The organism is Atlanticothrix silvestris CENA357, assembly GCF_016056295.1.
GTDB classification, from domain to species: Bacteria; Cyanobacteriota; Cyanobacteriia; order Cyanobacteriales; family Nostocaceae; genus Atlanticothrix; species Atlanticothrix silvestris.
In genome coordinates this window covers 38,363-57,160 of sequence record NZ_JAECZB010000006.1, presented here as the reverse complement: position 1 = coordinate 57,160, position 18,798 = coordinate 38,363, and the positions used below count along the sequence as shown (strand labels likewise).

Annotated in this window: 17 protein-coding genes; 9 read left to right on the top strand and 8 right to left on the bottom strand. The window is 42.4% G+C overall.

Annotation, left to right across the window (positions count from 1 at the left end; translation table 11 throughout):
• Window positions 1–32: 32 nt before the first annotated feature.
• Entirely contained in the window at window positions 33–494 is a 462-nt protein-coding gene (locus I8751_RS04810; protein ID WP_214438034.1) for a hypothetical protein, read from the top strand.
• Between the two features lie 166 nt (window positions 495–660).
• Here the strand turns inward: I8751_RS04810 and I8751_RS04805 are convergent, their stop codons facing one another.
• The 3 genes from I8751_RS04805 to I8751_RS04795 form a co-directional block, all read right to left on the bottom strand.
• Window positions 661–1,626, bottom strand: a complete 966-nt coding sequence (locus I8751_RS04805) for an aldo/keto reductase (protein ID WP_214438033.1) — start codon at window positions 1,624–1,626, stop codon at window positions 661–663.
• Between the two features lie 258 nt (window positions 1,627–1,884).
• Window positions 1,885–3,135: a bifunctional folylpolyglutamate synthase/dihydrofolate synthase gene (locus tag I8751_RS04800; protein ID WP_214438032.1), complete on the bottom strand. Its 1,251-nt coding sequence runs from the start codon at window positions 3,133–3,135 to the stop codon at window positions 1,885–1,887.
• Window positions 3,136–3,288: 153 nt separating this feature from the next.
• Window positions 3,289–3,414, bottom strand: a complete 126-nt coding sequence (locus I8751_RS04795) for a photosystem II protein Y (protein ID WP_214438031.1) — start codon at window positions 3,412–3,414, stop codon at window positions 3,289–3,291.
• Window positions 3,415–3,929: 515 nt separating this feature from the next.
• Here I8751_RS04795 and I8751_RS04790 point away from each other — a divergent pair.
• Window positions 3,930–4,676, top strand: a complete 747-nt coding sequence (locus tag I8751_RS04790; protein ID WP_214438030.1) for a Shedu anti-phage system protein SduA domain-containing protein — start codon at window positions 3,930–3,932, stop codon at window positions 4,674–4,676.
• Between the two features lie 133 nt (window positions 4,677–4,809).
• Here the strand turns inward: I8751_RS04790 and I8751_RS04785 are convergent, their stop codons facing one another.
• The gene (locus I8751_RS04785) at window positions 4,810–5,337 is read right to left on the bottom strand and encodes a gamma carbonic anhydrase family protein (protein ID WP_214438029.1); all 528 of its coding nucleotides are present in this window, start codon (window positions 5,335–5,337) and stop codon (window positions 4,810–4,812) included.
• Window positions 5,338–5,351: 14 nt separating this feature from the next.
• Between I8751_RS04785 and I8751_RS04780 the strand changes: the two genes are divergently transcribed.
• The 6 genes from I8751_RS04780 to map all read left to right on the top strand — a co-directional run bounded on the left by I8751_RS04780 (window position 5,352) and on the right by map (window position 11,225).
• Window positions 5,352–5,525: a hypothetical protein gene (locus I8751_RS04780; protein ID WP_225893969.1), complete on the top strand. Its 174-nt coding sequence runs from the start codon at window positions 5,352–5,354 to the stop codon at window positions 5,523–5,525.
• A 54-nt stretch (window positions 5,526–5,579) separates the two neighbouring features.
• The gene (locus I8751_RS04775; protein WP_449658057.1) at window positions 5,580–6,089 is read left to right on the top strand and encodes a TIGR02652 family protein; all 510 of its coding nucleotides are present in this window, start codon (window positions 5,580–5,582) and stop codon (window positions 6,087–6,089) included.
• A gap of 201 nt (window positions 6,090–6,290) precedes the next feature.
• A complete protein-coding gene (locus tag I8751_RS04770; RefSeq protein WP_214438027.1) occupies window positions 6,291–6,734 on the top strand; it encodes a VOC family protein in 444 nt (147 codons plus the stop codon).
• A 145-nt stretch (window positions 6,735–6,879) separates the two neighbouring features.
• On the top strand, window positions 6,880–9,768 hold the full coding sequence (locus tag I8751_RS04765) for a M16 family metallopeptidase (RefSeq protein WP_214438026.1): 2,889 nt from the start codon (window positions 6,880–6,882) through the stop codon (window positions 9,766–9,768).
• A 3-nt stretch (window positions 9,769–9,771) separates the two neighbouring features.
• Window positions 9,772–10,221: a plastocyanin/azurin family copper-binding protein gene (locus tag I8751_RS04760; protein WP_214438025.1), complete on the top strand. Its 450-nt coding sequence runs from the start codon at window positions 9,772–9,774 to the stop codon at window positions 10,219–10,221.
• Between the two features lie 176 nt (window positions 10,222–10,397).
• On the top strand, window positions 10,398–11,225 hold the full coding sequence (gene map / locus I8751_RS04755; protein ID WP_214438024.1) for a type I methionyl aminopeptidase: 828 nt from the start codon (window positions 10,398–10,400) through the stop codon (window positions 11,223–11,225).
• On the opposite strand, the gene I8751_RS04750 is transcribed toward map, so the two are convergent.
• Window positions 11,222–12,742 carry a hypothetical protein gene (locus tag I8751_RS04750; protein WP_214438023.1) on the bottom strand — a complete coding sequence of 507 codons (1,521 nt, stop codon included), beginning with the start codon at window positions 12,740–12,742 and terminating at the stop codon, window positions 11,222–11,224. The genes map and I8751_RS04750 overlap by 4 nt on opposite strands.
• Window positions 12,743–12,958: 216 nt before the next feature.
• Between I8751_RS04750 and I8751_RS04745 the strand changes: the two genes are divergently transcribed.
• Window positions 12,959–14,356: an amidase gene (locus tag I8751_RS04745; protein WP_214438022.1), complete on the top strand. Its 1,398-nt coding sequence runs from the start codon at window positions 12,959–12,961 to the stop codon at window positions 14,354–14,356.
• Between the two features lie 286 nt (window positions 14,357–14,642).
• Here I8751_RS04745 and tkt read toward each other — a convergent pair whose 3' ends face one another.
• From tkt to acpP, 3 genes are all read right to left on the bottom strand, one after another.
• Complete coding sequence (gene tkt, locus I8751_RS04740; RefSeq protein ID WP_214438021.1) at window positions 14,643–16,655, bottom strand: transketolase; 2,013 nt, start codon at window positions 16,653–16,655, stop codon at window positions 14,643–14,645.
• Window positions 16,656–16,911: 256 nt separating this feature from the next.
• A complete protein-coding gene (gene fabF, locus I8751_RS04735; RefSeq protein ID WP_214438020.1) occupies window positions 16,912–18,162 on the bottom strand; it encodes a beta-ketoacyl-ACP synthase II in 1,251 nt (416 codons plus the stop codon).
• A gap of 250 nt (window positions 18,163–18,412) precedes the next feature.
• The gene (acpP, locus tag I8751_RS04730; protein WP_214438019.1) at window positions 18,413–18,664 is read right to left on the bottom strand and encodes an acyl carrier protein; all 252 of its coding nucleotides are present in this window, start codon (window positions 18,662–18,664) and stop codon (window positions 18,413–18,415) included.
• Window positions 18,665–18,798 lie beyond the last annotated feature (134 nt).

Sequence of the window (18,798 nt, the reverse complement as noted above, 5' to 3'; positions counted from 1 at the left end):
GCGGTACTCGAACAAGACAAGGAATATAGAAGGTGGCTCACACTTTTTTATTAGAACCAGGACGCTGGACAATACAAGGAAGTTGGCTGGATCGTCATGGTATGCCAATCAACGTTAAAGGTATGACCTTGATAGCTTGGAATCGAGATAACTGGTTTACTATGGCCACCAAGCTGATATTTCCAGGTAGCGATCGCTCCGAAATTTCGCTGCAATACAAAGGACGTTTGCATGAAGGAGCGCGTCAGTATACTTTTTTACTCCAACATAATCTTTTGGGTCAGGTTGAAGGCGAAGGCTGGATTGGTCTAGATACCATTGTGCAGCGTTATTGGGTACTGAGCGATCGCCAACGTCGTAGTGGCTTTGAAACCATGCATCGCATCTCAGATGATGCATATTATCTCAGCAGTGGTGTGATGGCAGGTCATTTGTTAACCAATACAATCGAAGCTAGCCTAGAACGTCACCCCGTAGGGGGAATTAAAAATTAAAAATTAAAAATTAAAAATCCCACAGCGAAAAGTGTGCGCGTCACGGTTTCCGTGCGCCCAACTTTTCAAGACAGCGAAAAGCTCTGCGATCGCGTAGCGTCTCTTAGAGAAGAGAAGTGCCTTGGGCGGCTTCCCCGACTTGTTTTGTAATATCTGCAAGGTGGCACTAAGTCCAAGCACGGTAGAATGTACTATCTTCCCAGATACTGGCTGCACGTTGAGCGATCGCTTTTAATTCTAGTTCTTTGAGGGGCTGAAAAGCACGCGCTATCTTGACATTATTCTCCAATTGTGTAAATGTTTCAGCCGCAATCACACAACAGTGAACTCCAGGCTGAGACATTGTGTATCCCAAAGCTTGTTCCATACCTGCTAACCCACCCGGCTTAAATAGCCGACCGTAAGCTGGAACTTTCATCGCAATCACACCGACATTTTTTTCTTGAGCAACTGGTAAAACGACAGGAATGAAAGGACGTGGATGGTGTTTGTCGGCGGCATTAACGGGAATCAAAGTAGTATCAAAGGGATAGCGACGCAACCCTTGAGCAATCACTTCAGGGTCATGATGTCCGGTAATCCCGGTGAAGCGTACAAGTTTCTGCTCTATGGCTTCTTCTAAAGCTTTAATTGCACCTGATGCACCAAAGATAGTGTCTAGTTCTTCGACAAAAGACACATGATGCAACTGCCATAAATCCAGGTAATCTGTATTGAGACGTTTAAGCGATCGCTCCAATTCTCGCCATGCACCATCCCGGTCTCTTTTATCAGTCTTACTAGCTAAAAATAGCTGAGGGCGATGCGGTGGTAGCACTTTACCTAAATAATCTTCGCTTGGCCCATAACTAGAGGCGGTATCAAAGTAGCGGATACCAAGTTCCAACGCTTTTTGAATAATTGCTTCAGCATCACGCTCTTTTTCTTGCCAGGATAGCGGCGTGTGTCCTGCTCCTCCCAATCCGAAAATAGGTACTTTTACTTGCGTGCGTCCCAATAAACGTTCTGGCATCATTGCTGGCGGCACAGCAGTATTACTAGGATTTTGCTGTAAAGCAGTACTTGCTACAATACCGCCAGTAACGGCAACACTAGTAATTAAGAAATTGCGCCGCGTCTGTTTTTCCGTCATGGTTATTTTTGGGGGCGAAATTACTACTCTTTTAACGTGAGTTCGACAAGTCTTATTTGACCTCTCCCCCAACCCCTCTCCGACACGGAGAGGGGAGCAAAAAGCTCAATTTTACGTTGCTCCTCCCTTTCCGTTTCGGAAAGGGAGGCTGTCCGGGAGAGGTTCATCGAACTCACGTTCTTTTAGTATCTTAACTAGGGAAAATTATAGAGAATGCAAAATTACCTTAACAATGGCTAGTCCGATTTTCAATGTAATTTATGTTGTACCTAAAAAATATCCTACTAAATAGAGAGAACCACATAAAATAACTAAATTATCTGTCGAAGTAAAAGCTGATTCTAGGGCTGATAATAAATCTGGATATGAACTGCAAACATTTAATTCTGGACAAATATCGCTAGCTAACTTTGCCAATTCAACTGGATCAGCCGAACTGTGATCTGGTACTGGGACTAAATACAATCGCTCATTTGGACGTAGTAAAGCTTTAAAAATATCAGCATGTTCTTTAGTAGAAAGCATCCCCATAATCCAAGTTATGCTTTGAGGATTTAGAGCGTCTACATAATTTCGCAATGCTTGGGCGGCGGCTGGATTATGAGCGCCATCAATTAATAATTTCTGGTTTCTCCAATTAGTCCATTGCATTCGACCCGGCCATTTAGTTTTAGCCATACCGTTGACAATGGCTACTTCGGAAATCTGCCAACCCTGTTTTTGGAGAATTTCTAAAGCAGCTAAAGCTAAAGCCGAATTAGTTAACTGAATTTGTCCTTGTAGTGGTAATGGGTATTTAATTAATGTTGAATTTTCAATGGTTTTATACTCTGCCCATCCTGAAGATATTTGACGAGCAGGTTGAGGTGTGATTATCGGGCATTGTAATTCTTGAACACGCGATCGCACAACTTTTTGAGCATCTGGTGGTAATGGCCCCACTACAGCCGTACATCCAGGTTTAAGAATACCTGCTTTTTCTCTGGTAATGTCAGCAATGGTAGGGCCTAGTTGCTGCCAGTGTTCACGGCTAATGGAAGTAATAATCGTAACTAACGGATGGGCACAAACATTAGTAGCATCCAAGCGTCCTCCCAATCCCACTTCTACTACTGCTACATCAACTTGCTGTTGAGCAAAATATAACCAAGCAGCTGCGGTAATTACTTCAAATTGAGTTGGGTACTCGTCATCTGGGCTAATAGCAGCTTGGACTTGTTGCAATAGTTCGCTCAATTCTTCAGAGGAAATTGGCTGTTCATTACAGCAGATACGTTCAGTCCAATCAACTAAATGAGGGGAAGTGTAGCGCCCTATACGATAACCAGCCTCAGTCAGCACCGAGGAAAGATAAGCACAAACAGAACCTTTGCCATTAGTACCAGCAACATGAATCACCGGGACTTGGTGATGGGGGTTGCCAAGATTTGCTAACAATTTGACAATGCGTGAGAGTCCCAGGTGGACACCAAAGCGTTGAAATGGTTGTAGTAAAGAATTGATATCCACAGAATAGGAGCAGGGGGAGTAGGAGGAGCAGGGGGAGCAGGGGAATAAGAATTTTCCTATACCCTAAGCCCTATGCTCAATCCCTATATTAATAAAACCGACTGCCTCTGTAAGAAGAAACAGTCGGTTGAATATTGATGATTTTAACTAAATTTAAGCTTCTCTATCCAAAAAGCCTTGAACTTGTCTTAAAGCAGCAGCACCAATATTAAACACAGCCCAACCAGCAGCAATAGCAATTGGTGCTAAAACGATCGCAACACGAAAATCGATATCCATATCTAGAGTCCCTCTACTCAGTAGAAATTAAAGTTTTGTCAACTGCTCTCATTTTTATTTTTAGCTGAAGTGGGCAATTTTTCCAAATTTATGTGTAAAGAATGTTTAAAATACTGAAAATGGGGCATAGAAAACAGACAACGTAGACAAGTAATGCTGATAAAGCAGAATAACTTCGAGCTTTTCTTAGTGCCATTCGGGCTAAAGCCAATAATCACCAGATTCTCGACAATGATGAACTTAACTTCCCAAGAACCATTGAGTGTCAACAAACAGGTAGTATGCCCCAGTCAAAATTAGCGCCAGACTACCGAAGTGAATAATTCCCTCGGAATGCAACAGTTGCTTACAATAATTTGCCGTGTCCTGTTGGTCAAACCACTGCTGATAACGGTTTTTGACAATAGAAATGGCCCGTTCAACAGGATGGCTGATTAAAGGCCCCAGGGTGAGAACCAGAACATTTGTGCTAGCATTTCTGAGCTATTGATTTTGCTGCAATCGGAGCCTCAACGATGCGCTTTGCTAATGCCGAAGAAGCTGACTATCCCCCGAAGGAATACAAGGTTGATCCTCATAGTTTTCAAGAGGGCGATCTTGGGCAATTGATTTCTTTGATTCGCAGAAATGTTGGTGAAACCGAAATTGACTCTTTTTTAAGGCGTAGGCTTTCTTTGCTCTCGTTCACTTCTAGTTTCTTCCGTACTGGTCATCATAACACTTGGATAATTCCCCAAGCCAAAATAAAGCCAGGGGGGTTTGTAAATGGAACTGGAAAAATTCCTGATTACCTTTTCGCTGGCGACAACTCAGATGGAGTTACATGGTGGGTTGTAGATCTGAAGTCACCTAAGCATCAAATCTATAAGAAAGATAAAGATGGTCGTCCAGTTGAAACTGCTGAACTAGCTAGCGGCATTAGTCAAGTAAGAGATTACATTCGCTATTGCACAGAAAATCAAGGATTTATTCGAGAAGCATTGGGATTGAAATCGTTTACTTCACCCTTTGGGGTCATCATTATTGGACGAGAATCTGAACTCAGGAAAGACTTAAGCAAGCAAGCCTATAAAGCAGACTTTAACAAGGACTCACAAACTATTCAAATACGTACTTTTGATGCTTTTCTTCGTCAAGCTGAGTTTTATTCAAGATCTTCATACAAGCTTCCTTTTCTAGCAAAGCTTTACTCGTCACTCTTCGTTACTGACGAAATTTCGCCTTGGGATAGATGGTGTAGCTATTCATCATCAGATGATTAAGCACAAAAGTAAGTGCTGCCGCCTTGGTCGTTATCAATTTAAAACAACACGCGATCGCTTGAGTAACCATGCTTTGCTCTGGGGAGACAACTGGTTCAACAATTCCCCCTTGTATTCTTTGCTTCCCCACTTTTCAAACTGAACTAAAGCCGATATCAGTACCCTTACCAGCATGAACCAAAGCTAACTTTTGGTAGCGCTTGGCGTGTTCGATAAGTTCTGCGGCTTCGGGGTCTGTAATTTGGCGCAACACTTTACCAGGAATGCCCACAACCAAAGATAAGGGAGGTACATTTTTAGTAACCACTGCACCAGCACCAATAATACTACCAGTACCTATTCGTACCCCATCTAAAATTATCGCGCCAATGCCAATCAAGCTACCACGTTCTATATAAGCAGAATGCACCACAGCACGATGCCCCACAGTAACGTGATCTTCTAAGATTGTTGGTTTACCTGGATCACCGTGTAGAATTGCTCCATCTTGAATATTTGTACATTCACCAATGTCAATGCGTTCTACATCTCCCCTAATCACTGTTCCATACCAAATGCTTGCTCCTGCTGCTATGTTTACTGAACCAATCACAACAGCATTAGCTGCAACAAAGGCTGCTTGAGAAAAATCGACAGATGGCCAGTAAGAAGCGGTAGACACGATAGAATATGAATATGGTACCCAGGAACACTGGAAAAACTCCAACCTTTGAGGCTGGTCGTACAACCAGAATATCACGGTGTCAAGCCTCTACAATGAGGAAAAACCTAGTGAAAATTTTTCCCGGTGCAACTCTATGTCTTTGCAACGGTGAGCAAATTCCCCAAACTAACGGAGCCGAAGTGTAAAATATAACCCAATGGTGCTGGTAAAGACTAAACTATGTTTGTATGCACTTCATGATGAATCCAGGCTTGCAGTACCCCATATTTGGCCCTGAAATTCAGTGCCCCCACTGTCGTCAGACTATTCCGGCATTGACACTAACAGATACTTATCTATGTCCTCGTCATGGCGCTTTTGAAGCTAATCCTAAAACAGGGGAATTGATTCATCTCCAGTCTGGCCGCCATTGGCGGAGGTGGAATAATGAATGGTATCGGCAACATACTCATCCCGATGGCATTCGCTTTGAAATTCACGAAGCACTAGATAAATTGTATACTCAGGGCTACCGAGCAACGAGAGTAATAATTGCTAGACGTTATCACGAATTGATGGGTGGCTATTTAGAACGCAGCACGCCTTGGCGTTCTGGACAGCCAGAAGCGACATCTGCAAGGTTATACGGCTTACCTGTAGATTTTAGTCCTGATCCATCAGAAGATCCCTGTTGGGAAGTGATTAATTTTGATTTGGAAAAAGAGCCGGGAGTTCCTGTGCGCTACCCTTATTTCAGGTTATTTGAGTAGATAAACTAGGGGCTAGGGGCTAGGAATTAGGGATTAGTTGTAGTTGTAGGTTGGGCAAATTGGTTTATAATGCGTAATTTCTCAAACGTCACTCGCTTCAAGCCAGAAAACCTAACATTTGCGTTGTTTTGTTGGGTTGTACTGTGTTTAACTCAACCTACTATTTTATAACCTAGTCTCTAGCCTCTAGTTCCTTTTTTTATGCATCACGCTTCTATTCGGACTGCAAATATTCATCGAGCGATCGCCTTTTATGAACAGTTGGGGTTTACAGTTTGTGAACGCTTCACTACAGGCTACACCCTAGCTTGTTGGATGGAAGGATTGGGCGGCAGAATTGAATTAATCCAAATTCCAGAACCAAAACCAGCCCCAGATGCATTTGCAGACGAACATTATGTAGGGTACTATCATCTCTCATTTGATGTAACTGAGATCACAGCAGATTTGCCTAGCTGGCTGGCAAGTGTGAAAGAACGTATGGCATTAGCCTCAGAAAGTCAGCCAGAACAGTTGCAACCCCTGAAAGTGCTTTTGGAACCGACACAGCAGCAGATAGGCGATCGCATTTGGGAAGTCGCTTTCATCGCTGATACTGATGGTTTGCCCTTGGAATTTATTCGATTGTTAGCCAAGCTCAATTAATTGAGTTTGTTTCTTTATATACTTTTATTATTAAAGCAATTTTTTTTGGTAGTGTCGCCGATGTAACAAATTACTCAAAAATATTAGACTATTGTCATCACTGCAAATAAATATATAAATTGATTTGCATACATCTACCAAAATCATGGCTGTGTTTTCTGTTGGGTATCGATATCGTTTTTCGTTATTACTTTTGAGTCTCTGGATGATCGCGGTATTTTTCCTCAGTGATCAACCTGCTTATAGTCAATATGCAACCATATCTAGACAGGGAAATACCCAAGCAAAATTAGTTGCAAACAATATAAAACATTTGGCAGTGACAGAAAACGTCCACAAGACAGTGTTGGAAAATGGTTTGACTGTCTTAATCAAGGAGGTACATACTGCGCCAGTCGTGAGTGTGCAAATGTGGTATAAAGTCGGCTCAAGCAACGAAGAACCAGGAGTAAATGGCATTGCTCACCAGTTGGAACATTTGATGTTTAAAGGCACGCAAAGCCGTCCGATTCAATTTGGACGATTGTTTAGTGCTTTAGGCAGCGATTCTAACGCCTTTACCAGCTATGACCAAACTGCATATTACGGCACTGTAGAAAAAAACAAGCTCAAAGCGCTGTTGGTGCTGGAAGCAGATAGAATGCAAAATGCTTTGATTGATACTGAACATCTAGCAAATGAAAAGCGGGTAGTAACTTCTGAATTGCAAGGTTACGAAAATAGCCCTGAATATCGCCTAAACCGCGCAGTGATGCGGGCGGTATTTCCCAATCATGCTTATGGGTTGCCTGTAGGAGGTACTAAAGCAGATGTTGAGAAGTTTCAAGTTGAGCAGGTTCGGAAGTATTATCAAAATTTCTACAGTCCTGATAATGCTGTGTTAATAGTTGTCGGAGATTTATCGACGAAAAAAACTCTCAGCACGGTTAAAGAGATTTTTGGCAAACTACCAAACAGAGATAGGAGGCAGGGGGCAGAAGAAAGATTGTTAAGCAGAGTGAATAAGGGCGAAGTAATTTCAAACTCCCCCTTGCACCCCGCACCCTGCCCCTCTGCCTCTTGTTCCCCATCCTCCACTCCCATAATTTTGCGAGAACATGGAGCCGCAGCGCTGTTGCAAATGGTGTATCCGCTACCAGATATAAATCACCCAGATATACCAGCGTTGGATGTAATGGATTACATCTTGACAGAGGGGCGAAATTCTTACCTATATCAGGCATTAATAGAATCAGGTTTAGCAAATGAATTGACAGCTTATGTTGCCACCTTGCAAGAATCAAGTTGGTACGAGTTATTAGTAAAGGCTGCTCCTAATCAAGATTTGACAAAAATTGAGGCCGCACTAAATAATGCGATCGCTAATCTGGTTCAAAAAGGAGTGAAACTAGAAGAAGTAGACCGAGCCAAAACACAGTTAGAAGCTGCTGTAATTTTGAATAACCGTGACATCACCAGTCAGGCTATGCAATTGGGTAATGATCAAACAACTGCTGGTGATTATCGCTATACAGACCGCTACTTAACAGCCGTTCGTCAAGTCACGGCGGCAGATGTTATGGATGTATTCAACAAATACCTCAAAATAGAAGCCCGCACAGTAGGCTTTTTTGAACCAAACCTCAAGCAAACCAAAGAGGTAAAAAAAATAGATGGCGAACCGCAACCAACACAAACTCAGGAACATTTATCTGACAATACAGCCATAGCTTCATCAAAAGTGGCAAAGTATTTGCCAACTGTGGATTTGGCAACCGATGCTGTTAAGCACTCAATACCACAACAATTTACATTAGCTAACGGTCTACAGGTATTGCTTTTGCCAGATAAGAGTACTCCCACCATTACCTTAAGTGGTAATATCAAGGCAGGTAAAGAATTTGACTCCGATGAGCAAGCCGGACTGGCATCTCTCGTGGCAAATAACTTAATGAGTGGCACTAAAACCAAAGATGCCTTGACTCTTGCTAAAGCATTGGAAGAACGCGGAGCTACCCTCAATTTTGAAGTTTCCCGTGAAGGTATGCGTATCAAGGGTAATAGTTTAGCAACAGACTTGCCTATCTTGATTCAAACCTTGGCGGATGCTGTCAAAAATAGTACGTTTCCTGAAAAAGAATTAGAATTGAACCGTCAGCAAGCTTTAACCACTCTCAAACTAGAATTAGATGACCCATTGGAAGTAGCCAGAAGAATATTTGTCCAATCGGTTTATCCAAAAAAACATCCCTTACACACCTTTCCCACAGAAAAAAGCCTACAACAGATTAGGCGTGAGGATTTGATTGCTTTCAAGGCCAAACATTACCGTCCGGATACTACAGTACTAGTATTGGTAGGAGATTTTGATTTAGCTAAAGTGCGATCGCTAATGAAAACAGCATTTGGTAATTGGAAAGTTAGTGGTCAACCACCAAATTTAAAATATCCTACTGTATCAATGCCACAAAGTGTAGTGCGTGTAAATCCAGTCTTACCGGGTAAGTCCCAAGCCATTACTTATATGGGTTACACAGGAATTAATCGTCAAGACCCCCGGTTTTATGCAGCCTTAGTATTAAATCAGATTTTAGGAGGCGATACCTTATCCAGTAGACTAGGAGCAGAGGTGCGCGATCGCCAAGGTTTGACCTACGGAATTTATAGCTATTTTCAAGCAGAAAAGAACGCTGGCACATTTTGGATTGAAATGCAAACCAGCCCAGAAGATGCGAATAAAGCGATCGCTAGTACCCGTCAAATACTACAGCAAATTCATCGCCAAGGTGTCACTTTACTAGATGTCAAAACAGCTAAGGATACCCTCGTTAGCAGCTACAACGTTTCCCTAGCAAATCCAGAAGAATTAACAAATAGAATTTTGAAGAATAAGGTGTACGGATTGAATGAAACAGAACTGAGTTATTTTCCTCAAAAAATCCAGAAAGTCACCCTTGCCCAAGTCAATCAAGCAGCTCGTGAGTTACTCCATCCAGATAAAATTGTAGTGGTGACGGCTGGGCCAGCTGTTGTAGCAGACCAAAGTATCAGGTAGAAGATGAAAGCATTTATCCTTCAGTTATTATTATTGCTGTGTCTAGGTTTGATCGGTGCCACTCCTGCAATGGCAGCAAATTTATCTGGTGATTTACTCAAACAACCAGCGACAAAAATCACAGTTAGTTTAGGCAATACTGCCAATGAACTTAAGTTTGAACCAAATCACCTAGAATTAAAAGCTGGCAAACGTTACCAACTTCATCTGACCAATCCCAGTCAATTGAAGCACTATTTTACTGCTAAGGATTTTGCCGATGACATCTGGACACAAAAAGTCGAAGCGGGCAAAGTAGAAATTAAAGGAGCCATCCACGAACTAGAACTGAAGCCAGATGGCGAGGCTGAATGGGTATTTGTACCGCTAAAGTCAGGAAACTATAGCTTACGCTGTTCAATACCGGGACATACAGAAGCAGGTATGACTGGAGAGATTGTAGTCAGCAATTAACTACTATATAAGTACAAGAATATTTCCAATATAGACACAGATACCCCATGCCCATTTTCACAAATAGAGTATGGGTCGAAAAATAAGTTAACGTAAATATAGATATTATTTCTCAACTAATCTAGAAAAAACACTACCACTGTAGCGCCAAGATACAGGTAATTTATTAACTTCCCATGAACATTTTCAGTAACTTACTTTCTCAACCAGCTAAGCCTACACCTGCAAAAAAACAACGCCGAGGTATTGAAATTAAATCGCCGCGCGAAATTGAAATTATGCGGCAATCAGCAAAAATTGTGGCTACTGTACTCAAAGAAATTTCTGAGTATGTCAAGCCAGGAATGACTACAGCTGACTTGGATGCTTATGCAGAAAAACGTATCCGAGAAATGGATGCAACACCAAGCTTTAAGGGATATCATGGTTTTTCTGGTTCTATCTGCTCCAGTATTAACAATGAAGTTGTGCATGGTATCCCAAGTAAGAAGAAAGTAATTCGGACTGGAGATGTATTAAAAGTAGATACTGGTGCTTATTATCAAGGGTTTCATGGTGATTCTTGCATTACAATTGCCGTGGGTGAAGTGACTCCTGAAGCTGCTAAATTAATTCGCGTAGCTGAAGAATCTCTTTATAAAGGTATTGAACAAGTCAAGGCGGGTGCATACTTACTTGACTTGGCTGGGGCAATAGAAGACCATGTAAAAGCTAATGGTTTTAGTGTGGTAGAAGAGTTTACCGGACACGGTGTAGGTCGTAACTTGCACGAAGAACCTTCAGTCTTTAATTTTCGGACTCAGTACATGCCGAATGTGAAACTCCGTGCGGGGATGACATTAGCCATTGAACCAATTTTAAATGCAGGTTCTAAGCACACGCGGACATTATCTGACCGATGGACAGCGGTAACTGTAGATAATGCTTTGTCAGCCCAGTTTGAGCATACAGTTTTAGTCACAGAAACTGGTTATGAAATTTTAACTGATCGCACGAAAGTTTAGTTTTTAACTATGGCACTAATGGCTGCATAATTAGTTTTATAGCTAGCAAGCATCTCCTTAGCCTGTGGAGAAACAGCAGTACTTGCTGGAATAGCTTCTAATAAATTAATTGCTTGCTGCCATTTTTCTTTAGCTTGCTGCCAAACTAATACTGAATTAGGCGAAGTTTGGACAAAAAAAGCAGCTTCTATTGCTAACTTATGAGCTGATTCCAAGTCTGCTAATGCTTTTTTTTCAACTAAAACTTTTTGGCTAATAGCATTGTAGTTAATTCGATAGCGAATTAATTTCTGTTTTGCTTTGACAGCAACTGATGTTTCTTCAGGAACACTTGTTAATAAATTAATTGCTTGCTGCCATTTGGTTTTTGCTTGTTGCCACACTATTAGAGGATGGGGTGGACTTTGCACTAAAGCAGAAGCTTCTGTACCGAGTTTTAAAGCAGATGTAAAATTAGTAACTGCACTGGCTTCCTGACTGGCAATCGCGCTTTGTTGTTGAAAATGGGGAATTTTATCCTTACTAATCCAGCCGCCAAAACCTAAAACTACTAAACTTGAGGCTACAAGTGAAATTGAACGTCCTACAATAAAAAAATTTTGTGGTTTTTTTTCTACAAATTGAGGCGCTAATTTTGCTGTATTTTGAGCATCTTGCTTTGACTGATTTTCTTGTTCAATATTAATTAAGGCTTGTTCTGCTTGTAATTTTAAATTTTTACTTCGTAAGAGCAAACTATCAATTTCTTGTTGAAATAATTCACAGTCACTAATAATCTCTGTTAATTCTTGAAATTTACCATCACTAGATATAATTAACTCGTGTTCATCATCCAACCATTCTAAAGTAAATCCAGATTTCCCAAAAAATGAGGATATACCTAGCAAGATAGTCAATAGGCTATGACTATTTTTAATAGTAGTAATAACATAATTTAATCTTTGTTTTACTTCTAAAATATCTTGTGAAATATTAATTATATGTAGAGATTGCTGTTTTAAATTAATAGGATTTTTAGATACTAAATTATGGTCTAATATCTTATTTAATTCTGTAAATTTAGCTGGAATACTGGGGTCATTAATATTAGAATTAAGTTGATTTACTAATTGAGGATCACTTAAAATATCTGCGGCTAAAGCCTGAAGCAAATTACCCCATTCAGTCCAGCTATCAATTTTTATTTGTAAATCAGTTAATGATATTTTTGTTTCTAAGTTACCAAAATTCCTTATAATAAAGGTGGCTCTATTATTAACAGTAATATGTTCTAAATCAATACTAGGAATCAACAAGCTGTCTGCTTTACTGATTCGAGGTAATGTACTGATTGCAGCATTTTTAATTTTAGCAAACCTTAATTCTTGAACAATTAGCTTTTGAATATTGTGTAGTTGTTCTTGAACATGATTTATTAGGGCAATTTGTTGCATAATTTCGTGCGAATTACCAATAGTTAAATTCAGGCTATAAATAAGTTTTGGTAATTCATTAACAAGTTTTTCTAGGTCAGCCATAAATATCCCTTGGGGATTTGTAAAAAGGTTATGTGAAACAATTCAAATGTCTTTGCAGTGTACTTAGGAGTTTAACCAACCTGGTTGAAGCTAAGCATCCTGGCTAATTGAGAAATCTTAAGAGCGATAGATTTATAGTTCCCGGAAATTTTGCTAAAGTAACAAGTCCAGTTTGAAACTTGTAGAAGAAGACAAAACAGTCCAATAACTAATTTTATGAATGAAATTGATTTAGCTTTTACCCCAGCACTAGAGTTGGCACGCTTAATAGGTTGCCGGGAAGTATCACCACTAGAGTTAGTGGAAATATATTTAAAACGGATTCAGCAGTTAAATCCTCAATTGGGAAGTTATTTTACGGTGACGGCAGAATTAGCGATCGCAGATGCTACAGCCAAAACCCAAATGCTGACAACAACCTCAGAACTACCGCCGTTTTTTGGGGTACCGATTTCTATTAAAGACCTTAACGCTGTAGCTGGTGTACCTTGTACATACGGAAATCCAGCTTTACTAAATAATATTCCTCAATATGATGATGGAGTTGTTACCCGGATTAAGCAAGCTGGGTTTATTATTCTGGGTAAAACAGCAACTTCAGAAATAGGTTCATTTCCTTACAGCGAACCGACAGGATTTCCTCCAGCCAGAAATCCGTGGAATTTAGAATATACCCCAGGCGGTTCTAGTGGCGGTGCAGCAGCATCAGTAGCAGCGGGATTATGTGCGATCGCTCAAGGTTCTGATGGTGGTGGTTCGGTTCGCGGCCCTGCGGCTTGTTGTGGTTTGGTAGGCATCAAACCATCACGGGGAAGGGTGAGTAAAGCACCATTAGGCGATCGCCATGCAGGAATTGCCACCAATGGGCCAATTGCCCGGACTGTAGCTGATGCAGCTGCCCTCTTAGATGCTATCTCTGGCTATGTCACAGGCGATCCTTACTGGTTAGCAGACCCCGAAACATCATTTCTCGCCGCCACTCAAGAAAAACTTGGTGCTTTGCGAGTTGCCTTTTCTACTAATATTCCTCCCCTGGGCGAAGCTGATGCTAACTGTCAGCAAGGTGTCCTGGCAACAGTGCAGTTATTAGGACAGCTTGGTCATAAAGTTGAAGAGAAATGTCCTGATTTCAGCAGCTTAGTTGAACCGTTTCAAGCCGTGTGGCAAGCTGGCATAGCAGCATCAGGACTACCTATTGAGGTGTTACAACCTGTGAATCGCTGGCTATTTGCACGCACCGGTTCTGTTCCTGAATACCTGCAAGCGGTTTCCCAAATGCAGATAGCCGCACGGCAAATTGTGGCATTTTTCGATACCGTAGACGTATTGGTATTACCAGTTTATTTACATTCACCCATCCGCATTGGCGAATGGGCTAATCTCAGTCCAGAAGAGACATTCCAAAATATTGTGCGTTGGGTGGCTCCTTGTCCAGCAGCTAATGCCACCGGACAACCTGCGATCGCAATTCCTGTAGGTTTTGATAGTAATGGATTACCCATAAGTGTGCAGCTCATTGGTAAGCCTGCGGCTGAAGCCACCTTGATTAGCCTAGCAGCACAATTAGAAGCAGCTAACCCTTGGATTGATCATCGTCCAGCCTTGGCAATATAACGATTCAGGCGTTGCTGAATTAAGCTGATGCGCGTCTAAAGTATATAAACACTCTTGATGGTCATTAACTGTTGACTGTTGACGGTTAACAGTCATCAGGTAAATGTTGTACAAATTAAATGCATAACAGCTTAGAACATAAAATTTAAAAATTCCACATTTCAAATTTTACTCTCTGCGACTCTGCGCCTCTGCGTGAGACAAATCCATATTTCCATTCAGCAACGCCCAAAAAAAAGCGGGCTTTTCAGCCCACTTCAAAATATTAGAGAACATTCAGTTGCTATTAACCCAACAATTGTTTAGCCTTAGCTAACACATTATCAACACTGAAGCCAAACTTCTCCATACAGACACCGCCTGGAGCCGAAGCACCAAAACGATCAATGCTGACAGTATCGCCTTCGGTACCTACATACTTGTGCCAGCCGAAACTAGCAGCAGCTTCTACAGACAACCGCTTGGTGACAGCTTTAGGCAGAACAGACTCTTTATAAGCCGCATCCTGAGCATCAAATAAATCAGTTGAGGGCATAGAGACAACGCGGACTTTTTTACCTTCGCTGGTAAGTTTTTCCGCTGCGGTAACACAAAGGCTCAATTCTGAACCAGTACCAATCAGGATGATATCTGGTGTACCTTGGCTATCCAATACTGTGTATCCACCTTTCGCTACACCTTCAATTGACGTACCTGCCAAATTTGGAACATTTTGACGGGTAAACGCCAACAGAGTTGGATCGTTTTGCTTGGCCTTCTCAATTGCCACTTTATAAGCACCAGAACATTCGTTCCCGTCTGCGGGGCGAATCACTGTGAGATTAGGAATAGCTCTCAAGGAAGCTAGAGTTTCAATTGGTTGGTGTGTGGGGCCATCTTCACCTTGTCCAATTGAGTCGTGAGTCATCACCCAAATCACGCCGGCTTGGGATAGAGCCGATAAGCGGATGGCAGCACGCATGTAGTCTGTAAAAATCAAAAAGGTAGCGCCGTAAGGAATTAATCCCGAATTATGCAGTGCTATGCCGTTGCAGATTGCGCCCATACCATGTTCCCGTACACCAAAGTGGATGTTGGGGTTTTGGTATTGCCCTTTTTGGAAATCGCCTTTGCCTTTAACTTCGGTTAGGTTGGAATGAGTCAAGTCAGCCGAACCACCGATCAATTCAGGTAAAACCGCCGCTATTTTGTTGAGACAGGTTTCCGAGTGTTTGCGGGTAGGTAATCCTTTGTCTTCTGGGGTGTAGGTTGGTAGTACTTTATCCCAACCGTCGGGGAGTTTGCCGCTAATGTAACGCTCAAATTCAGCTGCTTCTTGGGGATATTTGCCTTTGTAAGCATCTAAGGTTTTGTTCCATTCAGCTTCGTAGTTAGCGCCGCGCTCAACTGCTTTGCGTGTATGGTCAAGAGCGTCTTGGGGTACTACAAAAGGTTCGTGTTCCCACTTCAAGTTGTTCCGAGTTAAAGCTATTTCGTCAGCACCCAAAGCAGCACCGTGAACACCAGCAGTATTTTGTTTGTTGGGCGAACCGTAACCAATAGTGGTTGTCACCTTAATCATGGATGGCTTATCGGTGACAGCTTTAGCTTCGTTGATTGCTTTTTCAATCGCTGCTAAATCGGTATTACCATTTTCAACGTGCAGAACGTGCCAACCATAAGCTTCAAAACGCTTAGAAACATCTTCGGTGAATGCTACATCTGTAGAACCATCGATAGAGATGTGGTTGTCGTCGTACAAAGCAATTAATTTGCCTAGTCCCAGATGCCCTGCAAAAGAACAAGCTTCACCGGAAATTCCTTCCATATTGCAACCATCACCTAAAATTACGTAGGTGTAGTGGTCAACAATTTTGGCATCGGGTTTGTTAAACTTGGCGGCAAGGTGCGCTTCTGCGATCGCTAAACCGACTCCATTGGCAATTCCTTGACCTAGGGGGCCTGTGGTGACTTCCACGCCGGGGGTCATGAAGTTTTCGGGGTGTCCAGGGGTTTTGGATTCCCACTGACGGAATTGCTTGATATCTTCAATACTCACGCTGTCGAAGCCTGTCAAATAAAGCAGGGCATACAGCAACATCGAGCCGTGACCAGCAGACAAGACAAAGCGATCGCGGTTGAACCACTTAGGATTCTTGGGGTTATATCGCATAAAGCGATCCCAAAGTACGAAAGCCATCGGAGCCGCGCCCATCGGCAGTCCTGGGTGTCCCGATTTTGCCTTTTCTACGGCATCAATAGCCAAAAAGCGAATCGAGTTAATACAAAGTTCTTCGAGGGATTGGGTTGCAACAGCCATAATCTCTTGTTCTTAACGACGGGTTAGTACTCTTCGTAGCTTTCACTCTTGCCGGGGTTGTTTTTAGATTCCCCCGCAGTATCTTCATCATCCCATTCCGGATTGTTGATCTACAAGCGGGATCTCCTGAGTTTCTGGTGATAAATCAAGCTGATAATTTGGTCATATTGAACGCCTAGTTTATCAGGGAATGATATCTATGATACTTTTCACGCCTTAGTTTTAGCGGAGTTGACCAGTGGCAAAATTTGAAATTTTAGGGGTATTTTTTAAAGGCTAGAGTCACATTATGGCCACCAAATCCAAAAGAATTGGATAGTGCCACTTCAATTATTTGAGCGCGACTATGATTAGGAACGTAATCTAGATCACATTCTGGATCGGGATTTTCGAGATTCAAAGTTGGGGGAATTTGATCATTAGCGATCGCCAGTACAGTTGCGACTGCTTCGATACCACCAGAACCACCCAATAAATGACCAGTCATAGATTTAGTTGAGCTAATCGCTACCTTGTAGGCATGTTCGCCCAAAGCTTTTTTCATCGCAGCGGTTTCAGTTGAATCATTAGCCGGGGTACTAGTGCCGTGAGCGTTGATGTAGCTGACTTGTTCTGGGGTTATTCCTGCGTCCTTCAGGGCCAGTTGTATGGCTCTGGCAGCTCCTTCTCCACCGGGAACTGGGGAGGTGATATGGTATGCATCACAGGTCATGCCATAACCGACCATCTCGGCATAAATGCGAGCGCCGCGACTAATGGCATGTTGCATTTCTTCCAAAATCAAAATTCCTGCACCTTCACCCATGACAAAGCCATCGCGATCGCGGTCAAAGGGACGGCAAGCATGAGCCGGGTCATCATTGCGAGTCGAAAGCGCTCTTGCTGCGGCAAATCCTGCCACAGACAAGGGTGTAACTGCCGCTTCGCACCCCCCGCAAATCATCGCTTGGGCATAGCCTCCTTGAATTAAGCGAAAAGCATCTCCGATGGCGTTGGAACCAGCTGCACAGGCAGTTACAGCGCAGGTATTTGGCCCTTTAGCACCAGTGTGAATTGCCGTTAACCCAGCAGCCATATTGGCAATCATCATTGGAATCATGAATGGGCTACAGCGATCGGGGCCACGGTTTAGGTAGATTGTTTGCTGGTCTTCCAAGACCTTAATGCCGCCAATCCCAGAACCAATTATCACCCCTATCTGTTCGGCGTTTAGTTCATTAATGACTAATTTCGAGTCCAATACGGCTTGTTTGGCAGCCGATACCCCAAATTGGGCAAATCGATCCATACGCTTGGCTTCTTTGCGATCCATGTAATCATGAGGATCGAAGTTTTTCACCTCACCAGCAATGTGGCAATCATGGCTAGATGCATCAAATGAGGTGATCTTGTCAATGCCATTACGCCCACTTAATAATCCTTCCCAATATTCTGTTGGTGTGTTACCAATAGGTGTAATCGCGCCAACACCAGTTACAACAACGCGTTTACGTTTATAATCTGTCATGACTCAGTTAAAGGTGGCGAGAAAGCTGCTATCTAAACAAGAAAATACAGTGCTGAGTTCCAAGTCCTGAGGAAGCAGCGCCGTAAAGCCTGCGGCATAGCTACGCTTAGGGCACTGCCTCCTCAAGTCAGACAACACTTTCACCAGTCGCTTGGGTCAGGCTAACCTACCCGCAGCACCGCAATTTCTTGCAAAAGGGAAACCTCTTTTGAACTGCTCGCTGGCTCCTCAGGACTCAGAACTCGATTTTTTAGGCGGATGCAGCAACTTTGTTGTTGATGTAATCCACCGCTTCTTGAACCGTTGTAATCTTTTCGGCGGCTTCATCAGGAATTTCGATATCAAATTCTTCTTCCAAAGCCATGACTAATTCAACGGTATCTAAGGAATCTGCCCCTAGATCGTTGGCAAAATTGGATTGAGGCGTAATGGTTTCAGCCTCAACACTGAGTTGATCGGCGACGATCTTTTTAACCTTGTCAAAAATTTCTGTTTGGCTCATAGATAAAAGTCCTTGACCAGTTGCTACTATCTGCTGTTTACGGGCGACGTGCTTTTGAGCATATACATCTTATCGGAAAGCGCGATCGCCCGTATACTAGCAAGGGTTTTTCTAGAGGAAAACCTTTTTCCCTT